The following is a 23,327-nucleotide window of genomic DNA, read 5'->3' as shown; positions in this document are numbered from 1 at the left end:
CTACGTACATTTCGAGTAACGGAACTGTCGTAGGGAATATGGCCGTTGTTGCGCAAAATCAGTTCTTTTTCAAACGAGTGTCACGGATGTCACTTCGATATCAGCCTAAGGAGGGCAGTGTTTTGATTTGCGATTTCAGGGGTTATGAAATCCCCGAGATGGTCAAAGTCAGACCTGTTGTTGTGATACGTAAACATCGAACCAACAGCCTGTTGGTAACAGTAGTGCCTTTGAGTACCACCGCCCCTGATTATTTGCTCGGGCACCATCTTGAACTTGCAAGTCACCTTCAGGGAGGCAGCCCGACCTGTTGGGCAAAGTGCGACATGGTTGCCACGGTCAGCCTTTCACGGCTTGATCGGATCAAAAGTCGGGATCGGCAAGGCAAGCGCATCTACCTGATCTCACATCTTGCAACAGACGAATTTCACGCTATCAAAACCGCAGTCAGACGGGCGTTGGGGCTGTGATGGCAACGGAAGTGGCGCATCGAAGCCAAATGCCAGCCGTTGCTCGACAGTCAGTTTCAGGCAATACTGCCGGCGTTCCCGAAAGGGGCTTGTGAGACTCTGAGGATCCTGGGCAACCAGCCATCGCAGAGCCAGACAGGTGAGAGGCGATGACAAGCCAACCTGTTTGTGAAAGGGCGCCGAAAGGCGCCCTTTGTCGTTTCCGGCAGTTACTGAACCGTCGCCAGATCACCCTTCAACGCTACGCCGGCCATGATCGCGCCCGCGTGGCATTCGTAGTTCTTCGCATCCTTGCGCTCGTTGCTCTTGTAGAAGCTGACGATGTTGGTCACGGCATTGGCGCCGGCGTTTTTCGCCGCCTGGTGAAGGCTGATGATGGCCGATTGCACGACCCATTCGCAGGCCACTTCATCGGACTTGTTGAAGGCGTTGGTCTTCTTGTTGGTCACCGCGCCGGGGCTGATTACGGTGACTTTGCCGGCCGGGGCATTACCTGCCAGATAGAACTTCACGCTGCCGTCGATCTTGCCGGTGCGGGTTGCCTCAGCGACCGCTTTGTCGAATGGCAGATAGACCGCTGTGTCACGGGCCTGGCTGACGGCTGGCAGCGAGCAGATGAGCAGGGCGGCAGCGAGTTTGTTCAAACGCATGGAGGTCTCCTTGACCTGGATTAATTCGGTTGTGTCCAGCGGCGGAAAATCAGCGAGGTATTGACCCCGCCAAACGCAAAGTTGTTGTTCATCACGTACTCGTGGTGCATCTGGCGGAATTCGCCGCGCAGATAATCGAGCTTGCCGCAGTGCGGGTCGACTTCGTCGAGGTTGAGGGTGTGCACGTACAGGTCGCGGTTGAGCATTTCGATGCTGAACCAGGACTCCAGCGCACCGCAGGCGCCCAGGGTATGGCCGAGGAAGCTCTTCTGCGAGCTGATCGGCATGCGCTCGCCGAACAGGCTGCTGGTGGCCAGGGTTTCGGCGATATCGCCCTGCTCGGTTGCCGTGCCGTGACCGTTCACGTAACCGATGGCGTCAGGCGTCAGGCCGGCGTCTTCCAGTGCCAGCTCCATCGCACGGCGCATGGTGACCTGTTCCGGGCGGGTGGTGTGCTGGCCGTCGGCGTTGCTGCCGAAGCCGACGATTTCGGCATGAATATGCGCACCGCGAGCGAGGGCGTGTTCCAGTTCTTCAAGCACCAGCATGCCACCGCCTTCGCCGATCACCAGACCGTCGCGGCCCTTGTCGTATGGGCGTGGCGAGGTTTGCGGCGCATCGTTTTTCAGGCTGGTGGCATACAGCGCGTCGAACACCATGGCTTCGGTCGGGCACAGTTCTTCCGCGCCGCCGGCGAGCATCAGCGGCAGACGGCCGAACTTGATCGCCTCGTAGGCGTAACCGACGCCCTGGCTGCCGCTGGTGCAGGCGCTGGACGTCGGGATCAGACGACCGGTGAGGCCGAAGAAGATGCTGATATTCGCCGCCGTGGTGTGCGGCATCATCCGCACATAGGAGTTGGCGTTCAGGCCTTCCGCCACCGAGTTCAGCAGCATGTTGCCGAACGCCTTGATCTCGTCGGTGCTGCCGGTGGACGAACCGCAGGCCACGCCCATGCGCCCGTCCTTGATCGATTCGTCGCCGAGCAGCCCGGCATCGGCCAGCGCTTTTTCCGCTGCGCCGACCGCGAGCCGCGAGACCCGGCCCATGCTGCGCAGTTGTTTGCGGGTCCAGTGTGCCGGCACCAGAAAATCATCGATCGGCCCGGCCAGTCGAGTGTTCAGCTCGCTGAAACGATCCCACTCGTCCATCCGGCGGATACCGCTGCGGTTGGCCGCAAAGTTGCCGGCGATGGTGTCCCAGTCGCTGCCCAGCGAGGTGATGCCGGCCATGCCGGTGACGACAACGCGCTTCATCAGCACAAGCCTCCGTTGACTGCCAGCACCTGGCGGGTGATGTACGACGCTTCCGCCGACATCAGGAAATTCACGGCTCCGGCTACTTCTTCCGGCGTGCCCATGCGCTGCGCGGGGATCATTTTCATCAGTTCTTCCACCGGCACGTTTTCATCGAGCATGGCCGTATCGATCAGGCCCGGCGCGACACAGTTCACCGTGATTTTGCGCTTGGCCAGTTCGATCGCCAACGCCTTTGCGGCACCTATCACGCCGGCCTTGGAAGCGCTGTAGTTGACCTGGCCACGGTTGCCGATCAGCCCCGAGACCGAGGTGATACAAACGATGCGACCAGCGGCGCGGCGGCGGATCATCGGCATCATCACCGGGTGCAGGACGTTGTAGAAACCGTCGAGGTTGGTGCGCAGTACCACGTCCCAGTCGTCATCGCTCAGGGCCGGAAAAGCGCCGTCGCGGGTCAGTCCGGCATTGAGTACCACGCCGTAATAGGCGCCGTGGGCTTCGACATCGGCTTCGAGGATGGCTTTGCAGGTTTCGCGGTCGGCGACGTCGAATTGCAGAATCCGCACTTTGCGCCCGAGTGCTTCGACTTCGGATTTCACTGCTTGCGCCTCGGCCACGCCACTGCGGCAATGCAGGACGATATCGTGGCCAGCCTGGGCCAGACGCAGGGCAATCGCGCGGCCGATACCGCGACTGGAGCCGGTGACCAGTACGAATTCAGTCATCGTTCGACTCCTTCAATTGTTCAAGATATTGCGCCGCGTGCGGCGGGCGGAACACGTTCAGCCGGGCGCTGGCTTCGATGCCGGGCGCATTGATGTGGCATTCGAACACGCCCATGCCGTTGTCGTCTTCCAGCGAGCGAATGCCGTGGATGGTCAGCTCGCTGCCGACCGGGAACGCCTCGACATTGCACTCGAACTTGCGGGTGCCGAGCAGAAAGCCCAGCTCCACTGCGTTGCCTTTCTGCCGTGCATGGCAGCCGGCGAATGCGGCAACGCTCTGCGCCATCAACTCGAGGCCGACCCACGCCGGCAGGCTGCCGTCGGGCAGGTTGAACAACCCGTCGGGCCTGACCGTGAGGGAGGTGTGGATCTGCTCGTCGTCGAAGCTGAGGATCCGGTCGATCAGAATCATGTCGCCAGCGTGGGGCAGCAATTCGGCGAGCGGCCAGTCATTCATGGGGCGTCTCCGATAATCAGGCTGACGTTATTGCCACCGAAGGCAAACGAGTTGCTCATCAGGTAGCGAGGTGCAATGGACGCCAGGCGCTCGCTCGCGGTCACCCACTTCAGCGCTGGCAGATCGGGATCGGCCTGGCCGTCCCAGACGTGCGGCGGCAAGGCATGGTCGGGGTTGTCGGCGCTCAGGCTCAACCAGCAGAACGCAGCCTCCAGCGCGCCGGCGGCGCCGAGGGTGTGGCCGGTCATCGGTTTGGTCGAGGAACAGGCCACGCCCTGCGGAAACAGGGTGGCAACGGCCAGGCTTTCCATGGCGTCGTTGTGTTGGGTGGCGGTGCCGTGCAGGTTCAGGTAATTGATTTGCGTGGCTTGCAGCTGCGCACGGTCCAGCGCCTGTTGCATGGCTTGCAACGCGCCACGGCCAGACGGCTCCGGCGCGGAAATGTGGTGCGCATCGGAGCTGGCGCCCGCACCGAGCAGAGCGATGGCCGGGCCGTTACCGCGCTGTTTGCTCATCACGAACAGTACGGCTGCCTCGCCGATGTTGATGCCGTTGCGGTTGGCCGAAAACGGGTTGCAGCGCTCGTCGGACACCGCTTCCAGCGACGAGAATCCGTTGAGGGTCAGCTTGCAAAGGCTGTCGACACCGCCGCACAGCACCGCGTCGCACAGCCCCAAGTCCAGCAGGCGTCGGGCGCTCATCAAGGCCCTGGCGCTGGAGGTGCAGGCGGTGGAAATCACGTAGCTCGGACCGCTCAGTTGCAGCCAGTCGGCGAGGAAGGTCGCCGGGGCGCCGAGTTCCTGTTGCCGATAGTCGTAATCGGTCGGGAATTGCTGGTTGCGAATGTAGTGCGCCAGACCTTGGCTGGCCTCGTCGATACCCGAGGTGCTGGTGCCGAGCACCACGCCGATGCGGTCCGGGCCGTAGGCCTGGATGGCGGCGTCGATATCGTTGCGAATCTGCAACGCGGCTTCCAGCAGCAACTGATTGTTGCGGCTCTTGTGCGCCGCCATCTGCGGCGGAACAGGCGCCAGTTCACCCTGCACCGCAGCCACTGGCAACTCGCGATCCGGCACCCAGCCAGACTCGTGGCGCATGCCCGAGCAATCGCCGGCGAACAGGTTACGTGCGAGTTCCTGCTTTTCACGGCCCAGGGCGCAGATCACGCCGAGGGCGTTGAGGTAGGCGGTCATGGCGTCGATTCACCTAAGGGAGACACGCGATAGTGCGGGCCTTGGGGCAGATTCAATTCGAAGCTCAACGGTTGTGCATAACGGATGTCCCAGCGTTGCGGCAAGGAGCGTTGCCCATCGTGTTGCTGCGCAGTGGGGTAATTGCGCGACAGTTCGTCTGAAGGTGTAAGGGCGAACAACAGCGCGGCGAACAACTCCCGGGCTTCCGGATTCGGTGGCAGCAGACCGTCGGCCTGCCAGTGTCCGTCGATCAGTTGCTGACGGGCCTGGGGAATGCCCAGCGGATCCATCATCGACCAGCGAATGCCTTGGCCTTCGTGCTGGATCACCAGCAGCCAGTCCTGGCGTTGTTCGGCTTGCTGGCGCTCGATGTGCAATTGCAGCGGCAAGGGCAGCGTAGGGTTATCCACAGGCAGCGGCGCCTGGCTGGCGCAAGCGGTCAGCAGCAGGGCGCAGGCGAGCAGCAGAACACGCAACATCAGACGGCCTCATCCAGCGGTTTGCGCGCCACGACGTTGACCAGGGTTTCTTCCCGCTGGCCAAACGGCTTGGGCTGGCGCAGACCAAAACGTTCAAGCAAACCGAAATCCTTCGACCGGCTCCACCACAGGTACGGGTAGGAAACATTCCGCTCACCGAACTCGAATCCCTGCTGGCGAATCATCTCCAGATACTGCGCCGCACTCTTTTGCACATGCATCGGATGGCGGAACAGCCAACGGATGACCCACGTATCAATGTAAGCCTCGGTGGACTCGGCGAACAGCAGATAACCGCCCGGCTTGAGCACCCGGTAGAACTCGGCCAGGGCCTTTTCCTGCTCCACCAGATGATGGAAGGTCTGGTGACAGAACAGCAGATCGACGCTTGCATCCGGCACATTCAATGTCGCGCAGTCGCTGCCGATCAGCTCGACGGCGAAGCCCTGGCGCGCTGCTTCGGCGGCGCTCAGTTCCAGGCTGTGCGGATCGGCATCGACGCCGATCAAACGCTGTGGCGCGAAGGTCTGGCGCAGGTGGCCGAAGGATTTGCCCTGGCCGCAGCCTGCATCCAGCAGCACCGGGTTGGCCGGCAGCGGTTCGCTGAACAAGCCGCGCAAATCATTGATTGCCACGCGCAGCACATGGTGCTGCCAGGTGTGGCTGCGCAGGAACCAGAAGCCGAAACGGGTTTCCTCGACGTAGCTGTCGCTCAAGTAATTCATGGGGCGTCCTTTGCACAGAGTTCGGAGATCATCTTCAGCCGGCGGCGCGCTTCGCTGACGAACGGGTTGCGTTCGTCCCAGGCGTAACCGGCGAGGATCGAGCAGATCATGCGACGGATTTCCGCCGAGCCTTGCTCATGAAAAATCACGTCCTGGAAGGTGCCGGCGTACCAGCCTTCGACGTAGCAGCGGAAGGTGTCGACGCCGCGCTTGAGCGGTTCGGCGAACTCGCTTTGCCAATCCACGGTTTCGCCCTGCAACTGCCGATGCAGTACGCCGGCGGCCATGCTCGCCGAGCGCATGGCAATGGTCACGCCGGAAGAAAACACCGGATCGAGAAACTCCGCCGCGTTGCCCAACAGGGCAAAACCGGGGCCGTGCAGGGTTTTGACGTTGGCCGCATAACCGCCGAGGGTGCGCGCCGGAGTGTCCCACACGGCGTTGTTCAACACCTTGGCCAGGCTCGGCGTTTCAGCAATGAAACCGCGCAGGCAGGCATCGAGATCGGCATCGCGACCGTTGAAGTGCTCAGCGGCAGCGACCACGCCCACCGAGCAGCGTCCGTTGCTGAACGGGATCGTCCAGAACCAGATGTCGCGGTGCTGCGGGTGGGTGGTGACGAGGATTTTCTCGCGGTCGAAGGCCGGGTGATCGATGTGATCTTCGACGTGGGTGAATACGGCCTGGCGCACCGGGAAATTCGACGGTGCTTCCAGATCGAGCAAGCGTGACAGCACGCGGCCATAGCCGCTGGCATCGAGAACGAAATCGGCCTCGACGCGGTACTTGCTGCCGTCTTCGCGATGCACATCGAGTTGTGGACGCGGACGGTCGAAATCGACGCTGACAATGGCGTCGCCATAACGGATTTCGACGCCTTGCAGCGCGGCTTGATCGGCCAGCAGTTTGTCGAAGTCGGCGCGCTGCACCTGGAAGGTCGTTGGTTTGCCGCCGGTGAACGTATCGCCGAAATCGAACGCACTGTAGCGCTCGCCCCAGGCGAATGCCGCGCCGGTCTTGCGCTGGAATCCGGCGGCGTTTACCGCATCGAGCATGCCGGCTTCTTCAACGAAATCCAGGCAATGGCTGAGCAGGCTTTCGCCGATGGAAAACCGCGGGAAATGCTGGCGCTCGATCACCAGCACATCGTGGCCTTGGCGCTTGAGCAATGCGGCGGCGATGGCGCCGGAGGGGCCGGCGCCGATGATCACGACCTGACGGGATTCCATTTCAACGATTGGCACGCGAGCTCCTGGGTACGGCAATAGGGTTCATTGACGCACGGTGCAGGCCAATGAAGGCCGGCAGCAGCGTCGCGATCAGACCCATCAGCATCAGCGCGAAATAGAGCGCCGGGCTGATCAGCTGTTGTTGCAGCAGCAAATTGAGAAAGACGATTTCGCTCAAGCCGCGGATGTTCAGCAATACGCTTTCGCGCCAGCGGCTGGCACCTTCGAACGATGCGCCGGCCCAGCCGAGGCCCAGCCAGTTACCGAGCACTTTGCTGGCAATTGGCAACAGCAGCAGCGCTGCCCATTGCACAGCGCTGAGGCTGGCGAGGGCGCTGTGCACATCGATCTGCACGATGCCAAAGGTGAGGATCAGCGGAATCGCGATCCACGTCTGCAAACGGTTCATCCAGCGTGCCGGCAGCGGCAGCACCAATGGCACCTTCAGCACGGCCATGCACAGCAAATATCCGATGCCGAAAATCAGCGCATTCAGCTTGTAGTGTTCGGCCAGCACCAACAGCGCAAAAAAGCCGAGGCTGTAAGTCAGCGGCCGGCGGATGCCGAACACGCGCAGCAGCAACGGCACGCAGGCCAGCCCCAGCGGCAGCAACAGACTGCTCAGGTGCAGGCTGCCCTGGGCGAGGCCGAACAGGGTCCAGCAGGTCAGGTCGATCAGGATCGCGGTCTGCACCAGACGCCGGGTGGCGACGGGCGGGTAGTCGATGTGGCGCAGGTACAGATACAGCACCGGGATCGCGGTGATGGCGAACACCAGACCGATGGCCAGGGAATTGATCCAGGGTTGCGCCGGCAATAGCCAGTAAGCCGTTGCCAACCCGCAAGCGAATGGCACGGCGAAACTCGGCAAGGCGATTTTCACGCTCTGGCGGTCCAGGCGCAGGTCGATCACGTCACTGAGAATGTGCCCGAGCAACAGCGCGAAGCTCAGGCTGTAGAGGTTTTTCAGCCAGTCCGGCGCAATCAGATCGGCGCCACTGAGCTGCCAGCCCGGTTCGATCCAGAAATACATCAACAGCGGCAGGACGAAGCTGGCCAGCAGCAACTGGCTGACGATCGGAATCAGCCCGAAATGCCGACCGACACGGGTGGCCACCGCGAACAATGCCAGCGCCATCAGCCAGAAAATCGCGATCATCATGTTGCCGGCTCCGCGACTGTCGCCGCATGGGCGTGACGCCCGGCCCACGGTGCCAGCATGAAACTGAAGGCCAACCCGAGGCTCACCGACAGACCGAAGTTGCTCACCGCCGGCGTGCTCGACACCGCCAGCAGGCCGAACGACAGCCAGGTCGTCAGCGCCGCCAGCAAAGTACCGAGCAAACTGACTGCTGCACCGCCGACCTGCTCACGCATGAGGATCGCGTAATCGACGCTGATTGCCGTCACCAGCAGCAGACCGAACAGGCTGAACAGGGTCAGCGGCTGACCGAGCCAGCCGAGGCTGGCCAGACTGCACAGCGCCGCGAGCAGCGGCAGGGAAACGATGCGCAACGCGCCACCGAGACCGAACGGCAGGATCAGCACCAGTACGATCAACACACAGGAGGCGAGTTTCAGCTCGGCGGCGCTGATCTGGGTTTCGGCAAACACCCGGTTCAGGTCACCGAGGCGATCCACCAGTTCTACGCCAGGCAAGTCCAGTGCCTGCACCCTCAGCAGCGCCGGGTTGTTCAGGCCTTGCAGGCTGACCATTGCCGCCACGCCGCCTTCGGTGGGGCCGAGCCACAAGGTGCGGTAGGGCTCGCCGAGCGGGCCGCTGAGCGCGGTGTCGATGTCTTCGGCGGGCAGGGATTGCAACTGCGCCAGTTCGGCTTGCAGGGCCGCGAGCGGTACGCCGACTTCAAGCAGTGGCTGCCAGAATTGCGGCAATTTGTTCAGCGCTTCACGCACCTGCTGTTGCTGGCTCGGCGGGCTGACCAGTTGGTTGAGCGCCAGAAAACCCTGCAACTTGTCGAGGTTGACCAGTTGCTCCAGGCGCTCACTCAGCGCGGCCTGACGCTCCAGCAGTTGCTCCTGGTTTTCCGCGCGCACCAGGAAGAACTGGCTGGTCGGCTGATAACCGGTGATGCGGGCGATGGTCTGCGCCTCATCGGTCAGGTGCTGTGGTGCGCCGACCCATTGGCGGATGTCGTTCTTGCTTTGCAGTTGCACCAGGCCGCCGGCGCAGAAGGCGATCAGCAGGGCAAACAGAATCGGCATGCGCACATGTTCCAGCAGGGTTTCCCGAAGGCTGACCATGCGTTCGGCCAGACGCAGCGGCCACTGCGCCGGGCGCAATTCGACATTGCTCAACAGCGCCGGCAGCAGGCACACCGCTGAGAGGTAAGCGCCGAGCAGGCCGGCGGCGGAGAACACGGCGATCTGGGTCAGGGCCGGGAACGGCGTCCAGGCCAGTGCCAGATAACCGATGGCGCTGGTGATCAGGCTCAGGGTCAGGCCCGACACAGTCAGGCGCAGCGCCGGCCAGCTGCGCCAGGGTTTGAGGCTCCAGCTCTTGGACAGGTAGTGCAGCGGGTAGTCCACCGCGACACCGATCAGGCTCGAACCGAGCACCAGCGTCATCACATGCAGGTGCCCGAACAGCGCCACACAAGCCACTGCGCCGAACAGCATGCCCACCAGCACCGGAATGAACGCCAGCAACACCCGCCAGCGGCGGAAGGCGAGCAACAGCAGCAACAGAATGCCGAGGGTGGCGCCGCCGCCGACCCAGGTGATTTCCCGAGAGGCCTGCTGTTGGCCGTTGGCTGCGTAGAGCAATCCGCTGGCGGCCAGCAGTTGCACATCGGATTTGGCCGCTTGCTCGCGGCTGTGTTGCAGCAGCGCGGCGACTTGCAGCGGCAGGTTCATGTCGAAGGCGTTGCCGGTGGTGCGCGCGCGCAGCAGCACCCAGCTTTTGCCGTCGGCGTCGGCGATCAATGTGCCGCTGCCGATGTCCAGTTGCACCGCACCGTGCTGTGGCTGGTTGTTCTGGATGCGTCCGGTCAGGCCCAGCCAGTCGTCCTGACTCGGCACCAGACTGAAACCGGTGAACGGGTCGAACAGAGCCTGCACCCGTTGCTGGATTAAGGCGTCCGGGTGTTCGATCAGCAGTTGCCGATCATCGGCCGAGAGCATCGCCAGTCGCCCTTGCAGCAATTGCGTGCGCAGGGCGGGCAGGTCGGCCTGCAGGTTCCACTGGACCTTTTCGAACAGCCCGCTGGCCTGCCATTGCTCGCCCAAAGTCCGGGCCATGGCGACGGCTTGCTGGCGATCGGTGTGACCGACCAGCACCAGCATTTCCCGGTTGAGCGGTTCCTGCATGCGTTGTTCGGCACGCTGCTCGACGGCATCCGGATGGGTGCCGGGCACCAGCTCCATCAGGTTGGCCGACAGCGGTGCGCCGTCGCGCCACTGCCAGGCGCCCAGCGCGACGACGGCCAGCAGCAGGATCAGAAATAGCCAGGGCAGCTTGCGTTCACTCGGCAAAATCATGTTGCTCCGCGTCGCTCAACGGTAGGCCGGCGGTACTGTCCTGCATGCGCAGAACGGTGCTGTCGCCCTGGGTTTCCAGCAGTTCGATGGTATTCACCAGCGTGCCGCCGGTGATGTTGATCTGGTTGAACACTTGCTTGAGCAGTACCGAACGCGGGGTGAGCGTCAGTTGCCATTTCTGCGCGTCGCCGCTCAGGGCCAGTTCGAAATCCCGTTGCAGGCCGCTACTGTCACCTTGCAGCACGGCGAGGAACAAACGGTTCTGTTCGGCGCCGGCGCTCTTGCCGGGCAACAGTTGCCAACCGCTGACGTCACGACGGGCAATGCCTTTGGCGTTGATGCGGTAGTCCTGCTGCAGCGGGGTTTTCAGCAGCCAGAGCAAACCGTAATTCTTGGCAAGGACAAAGCTGCCCTTGCTGATCAGCGGTTGGGGCAGGGCACGCAGGTGCTTTTCCTGGATGAACTGGCCGTGGATCACCTCCGGTTTCGCCAGTTGATCGCTCAACTGTTGCAAGTCGAAGGCGTTGGCCAGTGTCGACAGGCCCAGCAACGCCAATGCCCCAAGGGATTTCAGAAACACATTCATCGCAGCATCCTTTCCACGGCATCGGTGAAGACTTTTGGCGAAGCCAGTTGCATCTCGCGGCTGCTCACTTCGACGGCGACCTGCACGGAGCTGGCGCGGGTCAGGCGCTCGCCGGTCTGGGCGTCGGTGATCAGGTAGTGAATCTTCAGACGGTTTTCCCACTCCACCAGGCTGGCGCGCACATTCAGCCGCTGGCCGAACACCGCGCCACGCACGTAGCGCAGTTGCAGGTCGATCACCGGCCAGGCGTAGCCCGAGTCGACCATCTGGTTGTAGTTGTGGCCGATCTTGTCGAGCAGTGCGCATCGCGCCACTTCCAGGTATTTCACGTAATGGCCGTGCCAGACGACGTGCATGGTGTCGACGTCAAAGAACGGCACGAGGATTTCCGTATCGGCGTGAAGCACTCCGGCGCTACGCATGCAGCCTCCAGTGTTGCTCGGCGATGCGCTGCAGACACAGGCGCAGTTCGCCTTCCAGGGCACGGTCTTCGATCACTGGCGGGAAGTCTTGTGCCAGTTGTTCGTGCATGGTGGCCAGCGACGGCGGTAGTGGTCGCGCGTCCTTATCACGGCTGCGCAGCCACACGCCCTGATTGGCCGCGAGCAGCGTGGCGGCGGCGACCTGTTCGGTCAGCTCCAGCACACGAATGGCATCCCGGGCGGCGATGGTGCCCATGCTCACCTTGTCCTGGTTGTGGCACTCGGTTGAGCGCGAAAAGACGCTGGCCGGCATGGTGTTTTTCAACGCTTCGGCAGTCCAGGCACTGGCGCCGATCTGCACAGCCTTGAAACCGTGGTTGAGCATCGCCCGATCCGCACTGGCGCCGGACAGGTTGCTCGGCAAACCATGGTTGTAACGCTCGTCCACCAACAGCGCGAGTTGTCGGTCGAGCAGGTCGGCGACGTTGGCCACGAGGTTTTTCAGGCTGTCCATGGCGAACGCGATATGCCCGCCGTAGAAGTGCCCGCCGTGCAGCACGCGCTCGGCTTCGGCGTCGATGATCGGGTTGTCGTTGGCGCTGTTGAGTTCGGTCTCGATGAACGAACGCAACCAGTTCAGGCTGTCGGCCAATACGCCGAGCACGTGCGGTGCGCAGCGCAGCGAGTAGCGATCCTGCAGACGATGCAGCGGCGCGGTCGGCGCATCGATCGCCAGATCCTTGCGCAGCCACGCGGCGACCTGCATCTGCCCCGGATGCGGTTTGGCGGCGAACAGGCGCTCGTCGAAGTGTTCAGGATTACCTTGCAGCGCCACCACGTTCAGCGCGGTGATGCGGGTGGCCAGTTGCAGCAGGTAATCGGCGCGGGCGTAGGCCAGGCAGGCGAGGCCGGTCATCACGGCGGTTCCGTTCATCAGTGCCAGCGCTTCTTTCGGGCGCAGCACCAGCGGTGTCCAGCCCAGTTCGCGGTGTACATCGCCAGCCTGGCGGCGTTCGCCACGGAACATCACTTCACGCTCGCCGGACAGGGTCGCGGCAACGTAGGACAGCGGCGTCAGGTCGCCGCTGGCGCCCACCGAACCCTCTTCGGGGATCAGCGGCAGGATGTCGTGTTCGAGGAAGGCATGCAGACGCTCCAGCAGTTCGATGCGCACCCCGGACACGCCGTGGCACAGCGACTGCAAACGCGCCGCCAGCACCGCGCGGGTGGCCTGGGCGTCGAGCAGTTTGCCCAGTCCGCAGCCGTGGAAGGTGTAGAGATGACGCGGCAGCGCTTCGACGTGATGCAGCGGCACCGCGACCACGCAGGAGTCGCCGTAACCGGTGGTCACGCCGTAGATCACGCCTTCCTTGTCCAGCAGCGAATCAAGGAACCGCGCGCCTTTGGCGATGCGTTCACGGTAATCGGCATCGCTCTGCAACTGCACGGGCGCCTGACGGTTGGCCAGGGCCAGCACGTCTTCGATGCGCAAAGGGCGTTCGCCGAAGGTTACCGGCTCATGGGTTGGCGTCGTCATCGGTCTTCCAGAAAGGGTAAAAGTTGAACCATTGCTTGGGGGCTTCGAGGCAATAGTGACTCAGGCGCTCGGCGTAGCGGGTCGCCCACTGATGAATGACCTGTTCGCGTTCGCGGCGTGACCAGGTCACGGCATCGGCGAACGGCTCGAGTGTCAGGCGATAGTGTCCGTCGGGTTGCTTCAGGCACATCAGCAGATTGACCGGGCATTTCAGCAGACCGGCCAGCAACCATGGCCCTTGCGGGAACCGCGCCGGGTGGCCAAGAAAGTCCACGGTCACGCTGCGCCCGCCATGCAGGGGCACTCGGTCGCCGGCAATCGCCAGCCATTCGCCGCGCTCCAGGCGCTCGTGCAGTTGCAGCATGATCACCGGGTCCAGCTCGCTGACTTGAATCAGCCGCAGATTGGTCGCCCCGGCTTCGCCCAGCAGTCGGTTGAATTGCTCGGCGTGCTTGGTGTGCACCAGTACGTTCATGGTGACCTTTTCGCCGATCTCCGCCAGCGCCCGGCACACTTCGAGGTTGCCCAGATGCGCGCCCACCAGCATTTGTCCGCGACTGCCGCGCAACTGATTGCGCAACAGCGCGGGGTCGATGATTTCGATCTGCTCGATGCGCAGCTTGCGGTTCCACACGTCGAGCTTGTCGAGCAGCGAATCGGCGAATGCCATGAACTGGCCGAACACGCGCCACAGGCTCGGGCGTAATTCGTGGCGACCGCTCCAGTCGGCGAGGCGTTGCTGATACTGCCAGGCACTGCGCCGGGCCGTGCGGCCGAACAGGAAGAAGTACAGAACGATACCGTACAGCAACGGACTCAGCAGGCGTCGGCCAAGAACCCTGGCGGCGAACGCGGTGAATTTCATCAGCAGGAAACTGCCGCGCTCCTCGCGGTCGGCCCAGTGCTTCTTGTCGGTCTCGACCGTCATGCGCGCCACCGTCGCCAGAGGATGGCGGGCGAGCGCAGCAACATGCCGAAGAACAGGCGGGTGTGCATACTCGAAATCAGCACGTTGTCGTGGAACATCCGAAAGTGCGATACGCCGTCCAGCGGGTAGTGCACGCTGGTCTGCAGCCAGCGCATCGGCTGGTTGCGCCAGGACAGGCGCACGAGGATGTCCGAGTCGAAATCCATGCGCTTGCCGATCCGCGCCGAGTCGATCACTGCCAGTGTCGGCTCCAGCGGATACACCCGGAAACCGCACATCGAATCGCGGATCTGCAGCGACAGGGTGTTGATCCACACCATCACGTGAGTCAGGTAACGGGCGTACAGGCGGCCCTTGGGCACGCTGGCGTCGTACAGCGGATAACCGCAGATCAGCGCTCGCGGATGGGCGCGGGATTCTTCGACGAAACGGCTGACGTCCTGCAAGTCGTGCTGACCGTCGGCATCGACCTGCAAGGCGTGGCTGAAGCCCAGTCGCGCCGCTTCACGCAGACCGGTCATCACCGCGCCACCCTTGCCCTGATTGGTGGTGAGTCGCACCAGATACACCCGCTCGCGTTCGGCCAGAACATCCAGCACGGTTGCACAGGATTTGCTGCTGGCATCGTCCACCAGAATGCATGGCAAGCCCTGGGCGAGCAGGGCCTCGACCACGGTGGTGATCGCGGTTTCGTGGTTGTAGACCGGGATGACCGCGCAAGGGTTATGCATTGCCAGTCCCCAGCAGAATCCGCCCGCTGGAGCAGGTGGCGGTGTCGTTGCGGTAGGCGAAATACAGCTTGCCGCGTTCAGGGTCGAAGCGCAGGTGCAGCTGGATTTCATCGCCGGGGCGCACCAGTTGCTGGAATTTCAGTACTTCCATGCCGGCGAATGCGCCGGACAGGTTCAGCAGATGCCGACCGAGGTTCAGCGCCCATTCGACCTGCACCACGCCGGGCAACACCGGGGCCTTTGGAAAGTGGCCGCGGAAGTAGGCGAGGTCTGGCGGCACGCTCAGTTGCAGACTCCACTCGCCCTCGGTTTCGGTCTGTTCCAGAACCTCCGGAGCCTTCGGACGCGGCGCCAGCAACAAGGCTTCGACATCGGCCTGCGGCAACTTGCCCTGAGTGTTCAGCGGCAGTTGTCGCAGCAAGCGCCAGCGCCGGGGCAGGGCGAGAGCTTCGCAATGCTCGCCGAGGTGGCGGCGCAGGGTTTCGGTCAGACTGCGCCGACCGTGTTCGCGCAGGGCAAACAGGCCTGATTCGCTGAGTACCAGCAAGGCACCGAGAGACGCACGGTTTTCCTGCACCACGCCCAGGCGCGCTTCGGCGACCCAATCGTGGGCTACGAGTGCCTGTTCCAGCATCGGCAGGGAGATACGTTTTTCTTCCAGTTTGACGATCCGGTCCAGCCGCCCGAGCAGTTCGAAGCGACCATCGGTCTCGATGCGCGCGGCATCGGCGGTGTGTTCGACATGCCCGGCGGGCAAGTACGGCGAAGCGATCAACAGGGCACCGTCGCCATCCTGGCTCAACTCGACACCGGCGAACGGCTGCCACAGCGACTCGCCTTGACGCCAGGCGATACCACCGGTTTCCGAGCTGCCGAGGATTTCCGTCGGCCATTGCCGCAAGCGTTGTTGCAGGCTTTGCGCGGCGTCGGCTGGCAGCGCGCCACCGGAGGAAAACACCCGACGCACGGCACTCAGGGCCGGCCAGTCGAGGTTGTCGCCCATACGCTTGAGCAGCGCGGGGCTGGCGACCCAGGCGAAGGCCGGGTGCTCGCGGCTGGCGCGCTGCATGTCTTCGGGAAAGGCCTGTTGTTTGCGCAGAAACGGGCGTCCGGCACACAGCGGCCACAGCACACGGAACAACAGACCATAAATGTGTTGAGTGGCGACGCTGCCGATGATGCAGGCCTCACCGAGATCTGCGCCCCACAATTGCTCGAGGGCTTCGACTTCGTTGGCCAGTTGCCGCAGGGACTTGTCGATGCGCTTGGGCTCGCCGCTGGAGCCGGAGGTGCACAGGCTCAGGCGGCACTGGTCGAGATCCAGTTCGGCGCCCGTCAGCGCGGTGTGCTGCAAGTCGCTCAGGTGAGCGTCATCCGCGTGATCGGTCAGCCACAGGTCGACTTCATGCGACCAGCGCTGGCGGGTTTGCGCTTGCAGGTCCGAAGGCAGCAAGACGCTGACGCCGGCGCGCCAGGCACCGAGCAGGGCGATCGCCAGTTCCGCGGCATCTTCCAGATGCACGGCCATTCGCTGCACGCCTTTGGCTTGCAGGCCGGCGGCCAGGCTCAGAGCCTGTTCGCGCAGTCGGGCGTGATCGAGTGCCGGCGCGACGGTGATTGCGCGCTGCGGCAGATCCTTGAGCAACAGTTGCTCAAGTTTTATCCAGTTCATGGGCGACCTCTTACCCGTTGTCGTATCAGCCATTCAATGGCAAACATCAGGCCGATCAATCCGTAGGAGATCAGGCCGGTGTACAACATCCACCAGTGCAGCGGCGCCCAAAGGGTCAGCAGGGCCGCGCACAAGCCATTACAGAAAAAGAACACGCTCCAGGCCACGGTGACCTGGCGGGTGTAGCGGATCGCCTCGGGCGGCAGATTCGGCTCGCGAATCCGCGCCAGGCGCTCGACCATCGGCGGACCGTATTTCAGGCTCAGGCTGAACAGCATCAACATGAAGCCGCTGATCAGCACCGGGTACCAGCGCAGTAACAGCGGGCTGTCGAACAGCGCCAGCAGCAGGCAGAACACGATCGCCACGCACGCCATCCACAGGCTGCCGGGCTTGCGCTCGCCGGTCAGCGCCCGAGCCAGCCACAGGCTTCCCAGCAGCAGGCCGAACTGCCACGGCGCAAAGTGCTCCATGCCGAAATACACCGCAAAGGGGTACAACAGGCCTGCCAGCAGCAGGCCGAGGCCGATCAGTCGGCTCATGCGGCCGGTTGAACCAGACGGTAGACCGCCTCGACCACGTCGCCGACGGTACGCACCGACTTGAATTCCTCGGCGGCGATTTTCTTGCCGGTCTGACGCTTGATATGGTCAATCAGGTCGACGGCGTCGATGCTGTCGATTTCCAGGTCCTGATACAGGTTCGATTCCAGGCTCACACGGGCCGGGTCCAGTTCGAACAGCTCGACCAGGGCATCGCGCAGGGTGTTGAAGATGTCGTCACGAGTTTGCATGGTCCGGTCTCAAGCTGCCTGTTTTGCCGTGACGAACGCCGCGAGGCTCGCCACGTTGGTGAAATGGTTGCGGGTGTCCTTGGCGTCGGCGTCGATCTTGATGCCGTACTTTTTCTGGATCGCCAGACCGAGCTCCAGGGCGTCGACGGAATCCAGGCCCAGGCCTTCGCCAAACAGCGTCTGGTCGTCGCCAATATCGTCGACGCTGATGTCTTCGAGGCCCAGGGCGTCGATGATCAGCAGTTTTATCTCACGATGCAGATCGCTCATCTTCGGCGAGCTCCTTGATAAAAAAATGGTGCAGAAAGTCGTTGAGCTTGCGCGAGGCCTGCGGTGCTGGCCCCTGCGCGGCGAACGCCTGTGGGTCTATATCGGCCCCGACGCGAAAACTGAAATGAACACGGCGGCTGGGGATGCGATACCAGGGTTCGGCCTTGGTCAAGGTGGTCGGGCTGACCTTGATGATGACCGGAGTCAGGATTTTCGCACCGCGCAGCGCGATGGCCGCTGCCCCCCGATGAAAGGCCGGGGCCTGGCCGGGTTGTGTGCGCGTGCCTTCGGGGAAAATGATCAGGGTCTGGCCATCTTGCAATGCGCCGGCGGCGGCATCGAGCATGTCCATGCTGCCGTCGTTGCTGATGTATTCGGTGCTGCGCAGCGGGCCGCGGGTGAAAGGGTTTTCCCACAGGCTTTTCTTCACCACGCAATTGGCGTGGCGCACCAGACCGATCAGGAACACCACATCGATCAGTGACGGGTGGTTGGCGATGATCATCTGCCCCGGACGGCCAAGGCGTTCGGCGCCCTGGATGTCGTAGGTCAGCACGCCGGTGCGGGCCATGAACCGGACGAAAAACCAGAACAGCCGACTGACGGTCTGCCGCGCCCGCTCCCGATGGGTCTTCGCATCACCCGGCAGGCAGCCCAGCAGCGGAAACACCAGCAAACGCAGGCACAGCCCGCCCAGCCCGAACAGGGCGAAGCTGGTGGCGGTGGCCAGCAGGCGCCAGTAGTAGGCGTCGCGGTTCTTTTCGGTCACGGGTTGCGTTGCCAGGTCCATACACGATTTTTCCAGGCATGTTGGCAAAGGGTTTGCTGGCCGAGCAGGGTTTGCAGCAGATTCAGCGCGTGGGGCCATTGCGCTTTGGACAGTGCTTCAGGGGCACTGTTCAGGGTCAGCCGCCAGTCGGTACCGGGAGTCAGCAGCAAGCCCACCGCATACGGGAACGGCACATCATCGATCCACGCCGAATAGGCCTCGGGCGGTTGTTCTTCGGTGATCACCAGCAACACGGCGGGAGCGCCTTCTTCCAGCAGGGCGGCGGCTTCCAGCATGCCGTGTTCGAGACCGTCGCCTGCGGCGGCAAGTGCCGTCATTTCGCTGGTTTCACCGCGCATGATCGACCACAGGCCGATGATCGCGTTGTGCACGGAGAGGCTGAACTGGGTCGGTGACAACGGTTGTTCGTTGGCCAGGTCACTGAGAATGTCGAACGTGCGCGGGGTTTCACCGTGGCGAGACACGAAGACCAACGGCAGGTTTTCCCGACCGTCGGCCAGTGGCCAGCCGACACTGAAGGCCATGCGCGCCAGGCGGCTGAGACGGCGGCGCTGCATGGCGGGAAGGAATGACACATCGGGCGCGGCGTCGCTGCTCGGGAGCACGACCGGCTGTCGGCTCCAGGCTTGCCAGGCGTCCACACTGTCAAGCCCGGGAGCCCAGGCGCGCCATTGGGCGATGTTGAAGTTGATCACGGACATTCATCCCGCCCCTGCGGGCTGTTTTTGACGCGGTTCTGCCAAAGCTGCAGCGGAGCTGACCTTGCCGAAAGTGGCGTGGCGCTTGGCGCCGGGTGGCGCGCATTATCCCGGTGCGACGAGTGTGTAGCAAATGCTGGTTACATTTTGCGCGCTGAAATGGACCGAAGGGTACATTGCAAAAACTGTCACTTGGCCATTATCCGGATTGCGACGGGATTTTCTGTCAGGCATATCGGCGGTCTATGGCGGCATTTGCGCCGTGTCCGTTGAGATATTTGCGCCTGACCCTGTAGTCCGTGTCCGTGAAGGTAGCGAAGCGGGCCCGGGCACCACTACACTCGGTCATTCTTTGATACACGGAGGTTTTGTCATGCGGCGCGTGGTGTTCAATCAGAAAGGTGGCGTGGGCAAATCCAGCATCGCCTGCAATCTGGCGGCGGTCAGCGCCAGCGAAGGTTATCGCACGCTGTTGGTGGACCTCGATGCCCAGGCCAACTCCACTCAGTATCTGACCGGGCTCACCGGTGACGACATTCCGATGGGCATCGCCGACTTCTTCAAACAGACCCTGTCTTCCGGGCCGTTCTCGAAAAAGAATCAGGCGGATATCTACGAAACGCCGTTCGACAACCTGCACATCATCACCGCCACCGCCGAACTGGCCGACTTGCAGCCCAAGCTTGAGGCCAAGCACAAGATCAACAAGTTGCGAAAGCTGCTCGACGAGTTGTCGGAAGATTACGACCGGATCTATCTGGATACGCCGCCGGCGCTGAATTTCTATGCGGTCTCGGCACTGATTGCCGCCGATCGGGTATTGATTCCCTTTGACTGCGACAGCTTCTCGCGTCAGGCCCTCTATGGTCTGATCGCCGAGATCGACGAGTTGAAGGAAGACCACAACGAAGGCCTGGAAGTCGAAGGTATCGTGGTCAACCAGTTCCAGGCCCGGGCCAGCCTGCCGCAGCAGATTCTCGACGAACTGATCGCCGAGGGCCTGCCGGTACTGCCGGTCTACCTCGCCAGTTCAGTGCGCATGCGCGAATCCCATCAGGCCAACACGCCGCTGATCCACCTCGATCCACGACACAAGCTGACGCAGCAGTTCGTCGAACTGCACAACCTGTTGGAAGACGCCTGACCGTCTGAGCCAGCATAAAGAACTGTGGGAGCGAGCCTGCTCGCGATAGCGGTCTTTCATTCAGCACATTTGTTGAATGAGCAACCGTCATCGCGAGCAGGCTCGCTCCCACAGGGAATGTGCGCTGCGCTCAGATACCCTGGCTGCGCAGCCACGCCATCAGTTGCGGCAGCGGAAACGCGCCGCTCTGCCGCGCCACCTCACGGCCATTCCTGAACAGAATCAGGCTCGGAATCGAGCGAATCCCCAACTGCGCCGACAACTGCTGATTGGCCTCGCTGTCCAGCTTGGCCAGCCGGCACTTGCCTGCCAGTTGCGCCGCCGCTTGCTCGAACACTGGCGCAAACGACTTGCACGGCCCGCACCAGTCCGCCCACACGTCCACCAGCAACGGCAGATCGCCCTTGATCTGGCTGGCGTAATCGCCTTGCTTGAGTTCGAACGGCTTGTTCAACAGCACCTCGGACTTGCAGCGCCCGCACTTAGGCTGATCGCCGAGACGCTCGGCGGGAATACGGTTGAGGCCGTTGCAGGAGGGGCAGGGGATGAGGAGTGGGTCGGTCATGATCGGGATCCAGAGGGGAGCTGATAACGCCTAGATGGAGACGTTTGCTCATATTTTCAATCGTGCAGTGTTTGGCTGTGAGCCTAGGCTGAGATGGACCGATTGAGCCCGTTGGTCTGCTCGGCCGTATCGCAACTTGCGATAATTTTGATCTGTGATTAACTCCCCATAGCAGAATGCGATAAGGATGTTGCATGCATGTCATCACCGGAAAACGAATACGAGAAGCGAAGGCCAAATGGCCTAACGCAGCTACAGCACTGGACCACTGGCTGGAAGTGGCGAAAGGGAGCAAATCGCCAGATTTTGCGGCGCTGAAGGCCTTGTTTCCGGCTGTCGACAAAGTGGGTGATTTTCACGTTTTCGATATTGGCGGTAACAAGCTCAGGTTGATCGCCTATGTCAGATATCGACCTCAAAAGTTGTACATCAGGCATGTATTGGATCATCGCGAATATGACCGCGGTAAATGGAAGGAGGCTAAGGCATGAGTGTTCTGATCAAAAAAGCTGCTGAGCACTGGGAGTTCGTCTCGCCCCTGCTGCGCAAGCCGAAAAGCGAAGACGACTACGACAGGCTCGTTCAAGCCCTTGATGAGTTGCTCGAAATGACGGGCGATGATGAGTCTCATCCTTTAATGAGCCTGGTGGATATCATCGGTGACTGGATTGAAGAATGGGATCGCGTGCATCACCCGACGCCGAAACCACCGGGTTTTGAAGTACTGGGATATTTGATGCGTGAGCATGGTTTGACCCAGAGCGATTTGCCCGGTGTCGGCACTCAGTCTGTTGTTTCGGAAATCCTCAGCGGCAAGCGCCAGTTGAATCTGCGACAGGTCCGTTGGCTGGCCGAACACTTCAAGTTGCCGGTGGACGTGTTTATCTGAAAGGAAACCAGCTATCCAGCGTCGTGACAGTTGCACTCCAATAGCATGTCGAGCGGCTTTTTCAGCCGGCGCTGTTATCTAGCAGGTTGCCTGACGCGAGGGTGCACGGCTCCGAGACAGGAGACCGTGCGCTTCACGACGAACAACTGATCTCCAAATGCTTGCCCCACTCCGGCGGCCGTTCCGCATAGCTTTCCATTCCAGGCTGTTCCTCGAATGGACTGCTCAACACCGCATGCAACCGGCGAACTTCTGAATAGTCACCCTGCTCGGCAGCATCGATTGCCTTCTGCGCCAGGTAATTGCGCAGGATGTACAGCGGATTCACCGCGTACATCCGCGCACGGCGTTGTTCCTGATCAGTCGCGCCATCGCGCGCGACACGGTCGACGTAACGCTCGCCCCACGCATCGAAGCCACGGATATCGACAAAGTCATCGCGTAACCGGGCAACAGCCTTATCTGCTGACTCCTCGCCCAGGCGACGGAAGAACAAGGTGTAGTCGACGCCGCTGTTCTGCATCAATTGCAGCAGTTGTTCAAGCAGTTGCTGGTCTTCGTCCTCGGCCGTGGTGAAGCCCAGGCGGCGGCGCATCAGGTCGAGGTAGTGTGCCTGGAACAGCGGCAGGTACAGGCCAAGGGTTTCGCGCAGGGCTTCGACGCTGATGAATGGCGTCAGGGCCTGGGCCAGGGCGCTGAGGTTCCACTGGCCGACGGGGACCTGATTGCTGAAGGAGTAGCGGCCCTGATCATCGGAATGGTTGCAGATGAAGTTCGCGTCGAAGTCATCGAGGAAGGCGAACGGGCCGAAGTCGAAGGTGATGCCGAGGATCGACATGTTGTCGGTGTTCATCACGCCGTGGCAGAAACCGTAGGCCTGCCACTTGGCGATCAGTTCGGCGTTGCGCTCGACGATCTCGCGGAACATCGCCAGATAGGGTTCCGGCTGTTCCAGACACTCGGGGAAGTGCATCGCCAGTACGTGTTCGCCGAGCTGCTTCTGCTGCTCGGGCCGCTTGGTGTAGTAGAAATATTCGAAATGCCCGAAGCGCACGTGGCTCGGCGCCAGGCGCAACACCATGGCTGCGCGTTCCTGCTTTTCGCGCCACACCGGGGTGTCGGAGCCGATCACGCACGCAGCGCGTGAGGACGGGATGTTCAGCGCATACAGGGCTTCGGACGCGAGAAACTCACGGATCGACGAACGCAGCACCGCACGACCATCGCCCATACGCGAGAAAGGCGTCTGCCCGGCGCCCTTGAGGTGCAAGTCCCAGTGCTCGCCGGCCGCGTTGTAGACCTCGCCCAGCAACAGCCCGCGCCCGTCGCCCAGTTGCGGGGTGTAGCCGCCGAATTGATGCCCGGAATAGACCATTGCCCGCGGTTCTGCGTCGGCCCACAACTTGTGGCCGCCGAACAGTTCTGCGAATTCCTGGGTGTCGGCAGTCGCCGGTTCCAGATCCAGCAGCGCCAGGGCCGCCGGGCTGGCGACCACCAGTCGCGGATTGTCGATCGGTTCGGGCAGCACATGGGCCGAGAACGCATCGCCCAGGCGGGCGAAGCGATTGTCGAAGGTCAGTTCGTCGAGGGCTTTCAAGGGCCGGCTCCAGCAGAATG

Annotated in this window: 27 protein-coding genes; 4 read left to right on the top strand and 23 right to left on the bottom strand. The window is 62.3% G+C overall.

Translation table 11 applies throughout. The features are described from left to right. Positions 1-86: 86 nt before the first annotated feature. Positions 87-470: a type II toxin-antitoxin system PemK/MazF family toxin gene (locus ACW9HX_RS09605; protein WP_457380415.1), complete on the top strand. Its 384-nt coding sequence runs from the start codon at positions 87-89 to the stop codon at positions 468-470. A gap of 209 nt (positions 471-679) precedes the next feature. On the opposite strand, the gene ACW9HX_RS09600 is transcribed toward ACW9HX_RS09605, so the two are convergent. The 21 genes from ACW9HX_RS09600 to ACW9HX_RS09500 are packed head-to-tail and all read right to left on the bottom strand — an operon-like array spanning position 680 to position 19,115. After that, the gene (locus ACW9HX_RS09600; RefSeq protein ID WP_457380403.1) at positions 680-1,120 is read right to left on the bottom strand and encodes an excinuclease; all 441 of its coding nucleotides are present in this window, start codon (positions 1,118-1,120) and stop codon (positions 680-682) included. Between the two features lie 20 nt (positions 1,121-1,140). Further along, positions 1,141-2,376, bottom strand: coding sequence for a beta-ketoacyl-ACP synthase (locus ACW9HX_RS09595; protein ID WP_457380402.1), 1,236 nt, complete (start codon positions 2,374-2,376; stop codon positions 1,141-1,143). After that, positions 2,376-3,104: a 3-oxoacyl-ACP reductase FabG gene (gene fabG, locus ACW9HX_RS09590; protein WP_457380401.1), complete on the bottom strand. Its 729-nt coding sequence runs from the start codon at positions 3,102-3,104 to the stop codon at positions 2,376-2,378. Before fabG ends, ACW9HX_RS09595 begins: the two co-directional genes overlap by 1 nt. After that, on the bottom strand, positions 3,097-3,561 hold the full coding sequence (locus ACW9HX_RS09585; protein WP_457380400.1) for a hotdog family protein: 465 nt from the start codon (positions 3,559-3,561) through the stop codon (positions 3,097-3,099). The genes fabG and ACW9HX_RS09585 overlap by 8 nt, the downstream gene beginning before the upstream one ends. Further along, positions 3,558-4,754 (bottom strand): beta-ketoacyl-[acyl-carrier-protein] synthase family protein, encoded by a 1,197-nt coding sequence (locus ACW9HX_RS09580; RefSeq protein ID WP_457380399.1) that lies wholly within the window; start codon positions 4,752-4,754, stop codon positions 3,558-3,560. Before ACW9HX_RS09580 ends, ACW9HX_RS09585 begins: the two co-directional genes overlap by 4 nt. Next, a complete protein-coding gene (locus ACW9HX_RS09575; protein WP_457380398.1) occupies positions 4,751-5,233 on the bottom strand; it encodes a hypothetical protein in 483 nt (160 codons plus the stop codon). Before ACW9HX_RS09575 ends, ACW9HX_RS09580 begins: the two co-directional genes overlap by 4 nt. Continuing rightward, positions 5,233-5,958 (bottom strand): class I SAM-dependent methyltransferase, encoded by a 726-nt coding sequence (locus ACW9HX_RS09570; RefSeq protein ID WP_457380397.1) that lies wholly within the window; start codon positions 5,956-5,958, stop codon positions 5,233-5,235. Before ACW9HX_RS09570 ends, ACW9HX_RS09575 begins: the two co-directional genes overlap by 1 nt. After that, the gene (locus ACW9HX_RS09565; RefSeq protein WP_457380396.1) at positions 5,955-7,202 is read right to left on the bottom strand and encodes an NAD(P)/FAD-dependent oxidoreductase; all 1,248 of its coding nucleotides are present in this window, start codon (positions 7,200-7,202) and stop codon (positions 5,955-5,957) included. The genes ACW9HX_RS09570 and ACW9HX_RS09565 overlap by 4 nt, the downstream gene beginning before the upstream one ends. Beyond that, a complete protein-coding gene (locus ACW9HX_RS09560; protein ID WP_457380395.1) occupies positions 7,189-8,349 on the bottom strand; it encodes a sodium:proton antiporter in 1,161 nt (386 codons plus the stop codon). The genes ACW9HX_RS09565 and ACW9HX_RS09560 overlap by 14 nt, the downstream gene beginning before the upstream one ends. After that, positions 8,346-10,685 carry an MMPL family transporter gene (locus ACW9HX_RS09555; protein WP_457380394.1) on the bottom strand — a complete coding sequence of 780 codons (2,340 nt, stop codon included), beginning with the start codon at positions 10,683-10,685 and terminating at the stop codon, positions 8,346-8,348. Before ACW9HX_RS09555 ends, ACW9HX_RS09560 begins: the two co-directional genes overlap by 4 nt. Further along, positions 10,669-11,271, bottom strand: coding sequence for an outer membrane lipoprotein carrier protein LolA (locus tag ACW9HX_RS09550; protein WP_457380393.1), 603 nt, complete (start codon positions 11,269-11,271; stop codon positions 10,669-10,671). The genes ACW9HX_RS09555 and ACW9HX_RS09550 overlap by 17 nt, the downstream gene beginning before the upstream one ends. Beyond that, a complete protein-coding gene (locus tag ACW9HX_RS09545; RefSeq protein ID WP_011332100.1) occupies positions 11,268-11,693 on the bottom strand; it encodes an acyl-CoA thioesterase in 426 nt (141 codons plus the stop codon). Before ACW9HX_RS09545 ends, ACW9HX_RS09550 begins: the two co-directional genes overlap by 4 nt. Next, the gene (locus tag ACW9HX_RS09540) at positions 11,686-13,230 is read right to left on the bottom strand and encodes an HAL/PAL/TAL family ammonia-lyase (RefSeq protein ID WP_457380392.1); all 1,545 of its coding nucleotides are present in this window, start codon (positions 13,228-13,230) and stop codon (positions 11,686-11,688) included. Before ACW9HX_RS09540 ends, ACW9HX_RS09545 begins: the two co-directional genes overlap by 8 nt. Then, positions 13,211-14,158: an LpxL/LpxP family acyltransferase gene (locus tag ACW9HX_RS09535; protein WP_457380391.1), complete on the bottom strand. Its 948-nt coding sequence runs from the start codon at positions 14,156-14,158 to the stop codon at positions 13,211-13,213. Before ACW9HX_RS09535 ends, ACW9HX_RS09540 begins: the two co-directional genes overlap by 20 nt. Further along, positions 14,155-14,889, bottom strand: a complete 735-nt coding sequence (locus ACW9HX_RS09530; protein ID WP_457380390.1) for a glycosyltransferase family 2 protein — start codon at positions 14,887-14,889, stop codon at positions 14,155-14,157. The genes ACW9HX_RS09535 and ACW9HX_RS09530 overlap by 4 nt, the downstream gene beginning before the upstream one ends. Beyond that, positions 14,882-16,561 carry an AMP-binding protein gene (locus ACW9HX_RS09525; protein ID WP_457380389.1) on the bottom strand — a complete coding sequence of 560 codons (1,680 nt, stop codon included), beginning with the start codon at positions 16,559-16,561 and terminating at the stop codon, positions 14,882-14,884. The genes ACW9HX_RS09530 and ACW9HX_RS09525 overlap by 8 nt, the downstream gene beginning before the upstream one ends. Beyond that, positions 16,558-17,103 (bottom strand): hypothetical protein, encoded by a 546-nt coding sequence (locus tag ACW9HX_RS09520; RefSeq protein ID WP_457380388.1) that lies wholly within the window; start codon positions 17,101-17,103, stop codon positions 16,558-16,560. The genes ACW9HX_RS09525 and ACW9HX_RS09520 overlap by 4 nt, the downstream gene beginning before the upstream one ends. Next, a complete protein-coding gene (locus ACW9HX_RS09515) occupies positions 17,100-17,354 on the bottom strand; it encodes an acyl carrier protein (protein ID WP_007909503.1) in 255 nt (84 codons plus the stop codon). Before ACW9HX_RS09515 ends, ACW9HX_RS09520 begins: the two co-directional genes overlap by 4 nt. A gap of 9 nt (positions 17,355-17,363) precedes the next feature. Beyond that, positions 17,364-17,624, bottom strand: coding sequence for a phosphopantetheine-binding protein (locus ACW9HX_RS09510; protein ID WP_085711082.1), 261 nt, complete (start codon positions 17,622-17,624; stop codon positions 17,364-17,366). After that, positions 17,605-18,414 carry a lysophospholipid acyltransferase family protein gene (locus ACW9HX_RS09505; protein WP_457380387.1) on the bottom strand — a complete coding sequence of 270 codons (810 nt, stop codon included), beginning with the start codon at positions 18,412-18,414 and terminating at the stop codon, positions 17,605-17,607. Before ACW9HX_RS09505 ends, ACW9HX_RS09510 begins: the two co-directional genes overlap by 20 nt. Continuing rightward, entirely contained in the window at positions 18,390-19,115 is a 726-nt protein-coding gene (locus ACW9HX_RS09500) for a beta-ketoacyl synthase chain length factor (RefSeq protein ID WP_457380386.1), read from the bottom strand. The genes ACW9HX_RS09505 and ACW9HX_RS09500 overlap by 25 nt, the downstream gene beginning before the upstream one ends. 370 nt (positions 19,116-19,485) lie before the next feature. On the opposite strand from ACW9HX_RS09500, the gene ACW9HX_RS09495 reads away from it, so the two are divergent. After that, a complete protein-coding gene (locus ACW9HX_RS09495) occupies positions 19,486-20,256 on the top strand; it encodes a ParA family protein (RefSeq protein WP_007952339.1) in 771 nt (256 codons plus the stop codon). Positions 20,257-20,386: 130 nt separating this feature from the next. Here the strand turns inward: ACW9HX_RS09495 and trxC are convergent, their stop codons facing one another. After that, entirely contained in the window at positions 20,387-20,821 is a 435-nt protein-coding gene (gene trxC, locus ACW9HX_RS09490; RefSeq protein ID WP_457380385.1) for a thioredoxin TrxC, read from the bottom strand. Positions 20,822-21,015: 194 nt separating this feature from the next. Here trxC and ACW9HX_RS09485 point away from each other — a divergent pair, with 194 nt between their 5' ends. Next, positions 21,016-21,312: a type II toxin-antitoxin system HigB family toxin gene (locus ACW9HX_RS09485; RefSeq protein ID WP_007952335.1), complete on the top strand. Its 297-nt coding sequence runs from the start codon at positions 21,016-21,018 to the stop codon at positions 21,310-21,312. After that, positions 21,309-21,710, top strand: a complete 402-nt coding sequence (locus ACW9HX_RS09480; protein ID WP_039766491.1) for a helix-turn-helix domain-containing protein — start codon at positions 21,309-21,311, stop codon at positions 21,708-21,710. The genes ACW9HX_RS09485 and ACW9HX_RS09480 overlap by 4 nt, the downstream gene beginning before the upstream one ends. A gap of 133 nt (positions 21,711-21,843) precedes the next feature. On the opposite strand, the gene selO is transcribed toward ACW9HX_RS09480, so the two are convergent. After that, entirely contained in the window at positions 21,844-23,307 is a 1,464-nt protein-coding gene (gene selO, locus ACW9HX_RS09475; RefSeq protein WP_457380384.1) for a protein adenylyltransferase SelO, read from the bottom strand. Between the last annotated feature and the right edge of the window lie 20 nt (positions 23,308-23,327).

Source organism: Pseudomonas sp. SDO52101_S400, assembly GCF_054071635.1.
Note: the sequence above shows the minus strand (reverse complement) of the source record. Positions and strands in the feature narration are given on the sequence as shown.

Excerpts from the sequence above, each read along its gene's own strand:
- ACW9HX_RS09605 (WP_457380415.1), top strand. The coding sequence starts at position 87 with ATGTCACTTCGATATCAGCCTAAGGAGGGCAGTGTTTTGATTTGCGAT.
- ACW9HX_RS09600 (WP_457380403.1), bottom strand. The coding sequence starts at position 1,120 with ATGCGTTTGAACAAACTCGCTGCCGCCCTGCTCATCTGCTCGCTGCCA.
- ACW9HX_RS09595 (WP_457380402.1), bottom strand. The coding sequence starts at position 2,376 with ATGAAGCGCGTTGTCGTCACCGGCATGGCCGGCATCACCTCGCTGGGC.
- fabG (WP_457380401.1), bottom strand. The coding sequence starts at position 3,104 with ATGACTGAATTCGTACTGGTCACCGGCTCCAGTCGCGGTATCGGCCGC.
- ACW9HX_RS09585 (WP_457380400.1), bottom strand. The coding sequence starts at position 3,561 with ATGAATGACTGGCCGCTCGCCGAATTGCTGCCCCACGCTGGCGACATG.
- ACW9HX_RS09580 (WP_457380399.1), bottom strand. The coding sequence starts at position 4,754 with ATGACCGCCTACCTCAACGCCCTCGGCGTGATCTGCGCCCTGGGCCGT.
- ACW9HX_RS09575 (WP_457380398.1), bottom strand. The coding sequence starts at position 5,233 with ATGTTGCGTGTTCTGCTGCTCGCCTGCGCCCTGCTGCTGACCGCTTGC.
- ACW9HX_RS09570 (WP_457380397.1), bottom strand. The coding sequence starts at position 5,958 with ATGAATTACTTGAGCGACAGCTACGTCGAGGAAACCCGTTTCGGCTTC.
- ACW9HX_RS09560 (WP_457380395.1), bottom strand. The coding sequence starts at position 8,349 with ATGATGATCGCGATTTTCTGGCTGATGGCGCTGGCATTGTTCGCGGTG.
- ACW9HX_RS09555 (WP_457380394.1), bottom strand. The coding sequence starts at position 10,685 with ATGATTTTGCCGAGTGAACGCAAGCTGCCCTGGCTATTTCTGATCCTG.
- ACW9HX_RS09550 (WP_457380393.1), bottom strand. The coding sequence starts at position 11,271 with ATGAATGTGTTTCTGAAATCCCTTGGGGCATTGGCGTTGCTGGGCCTG.
- ACW9HX_RS09545 (WP_011332100.1), bottom strand. The coding sequence starts at position 11,693 with ATGCGTAGCGCCGGAGTGCTTCACGCCGATACGGAAATCCTCGTGCCG.
- ACW9HX_RS09540 (WP_457380392.1), bottom strand. The coding sequence starts at position 13,230 with ATGACGACGCCAACCCATGAGCCGGTAACCTTCGGCGAACGCCCTTTG.
- ACW9HX_RS09535 (WP_457380391.1), bottom strand. The coding sequence starts at position 14,158 with ATGACGGTCGAGACCGACAAGAAGCACTGGGCCGACCGCGAGGAGCGC.
- ACW9HX_RS09530 (WP_457380390.1), bottom strand. The coding sequence starts at position 14,889 with ATGCATAACCCTTGCGCGGTCATCCCGGTCTACAACCACGAAACCGCG.
- ACW9HX_RS09525 (WP_457380389.1), bottom strand. The coding sequence starts at position 16,561 with ATGAACTGGATAAAACTTGAGCAACTGTTGCTCAAGGATCTGCCGCAG.
- ACW9HX_RS09520 (WP_457380388.1), bottom strand. The coding sequence starts at position 17,103 with ATGAGCCGACTGATCGGCCTCGGCCTGCTGCTGGCAGGCCTGTTGTAC.
- ACW9HX_RS09515 (WP_007909503.1), bottom strand. The coding sequence starts at position 17,354 with ATGCAAACTCGTGACGACATCTTCAACACCCTGCGCGATGCCCTGGTC.
- ACW9HX_RS09510 (WP_085711082.1), bottom strand. The coding sequence starts at position 17,624 with ATGAGCGATCTGCATCGTGAGATAAAACTGCTGATCATCGACGCCCTG.
- ACW9HX_RS09505 (WP_457380387.1), bottom strand. The coding sequence starts at position 18,414 with ATGGACCTGGCAACGCAACCCGTGACCGAAAAGAACCGCGACGCCTAC.
- ACW9HX_RS09500 (WP_457380386.1), bottom strand. The coding sequence starts at position 19,115 with ATGTCCGTGATCAACTTCAACATCGCCCAATGGCGCGCCTGGGCTCCC.
- ACW9HX_RS09495 (WP_007952339.1), top strand. The coding sequence starts at position 19,486 with ATGCGGCGCGTGGTGTTCAATCAGAAAGGTGGCGTGGGCAAATCCAGC.
- trxC (WP_457380385.1), bottom strand. The coding sequence starts at position 20,821 with ATGACCGACCCACTCCTCATCCCCTGCCCCTCCTGCAACGGCCTCAAC.
- ACW9HX_RS09485 (WP_007952335.1), top strand. The coding sequence starts at position 21,016 with ATGCATGTCATCACCGGAAAACGAATACGAGAAGCGAAGGCCAAATGG.
- ACW9HX_RS09480 (WP_039766491.1), top strand. The coding sequence starts at position 21,309 with ATGAGTGTTCTGATCAAAAAAGCTGCTGAGCACTGGGAGTTCGTCTCG.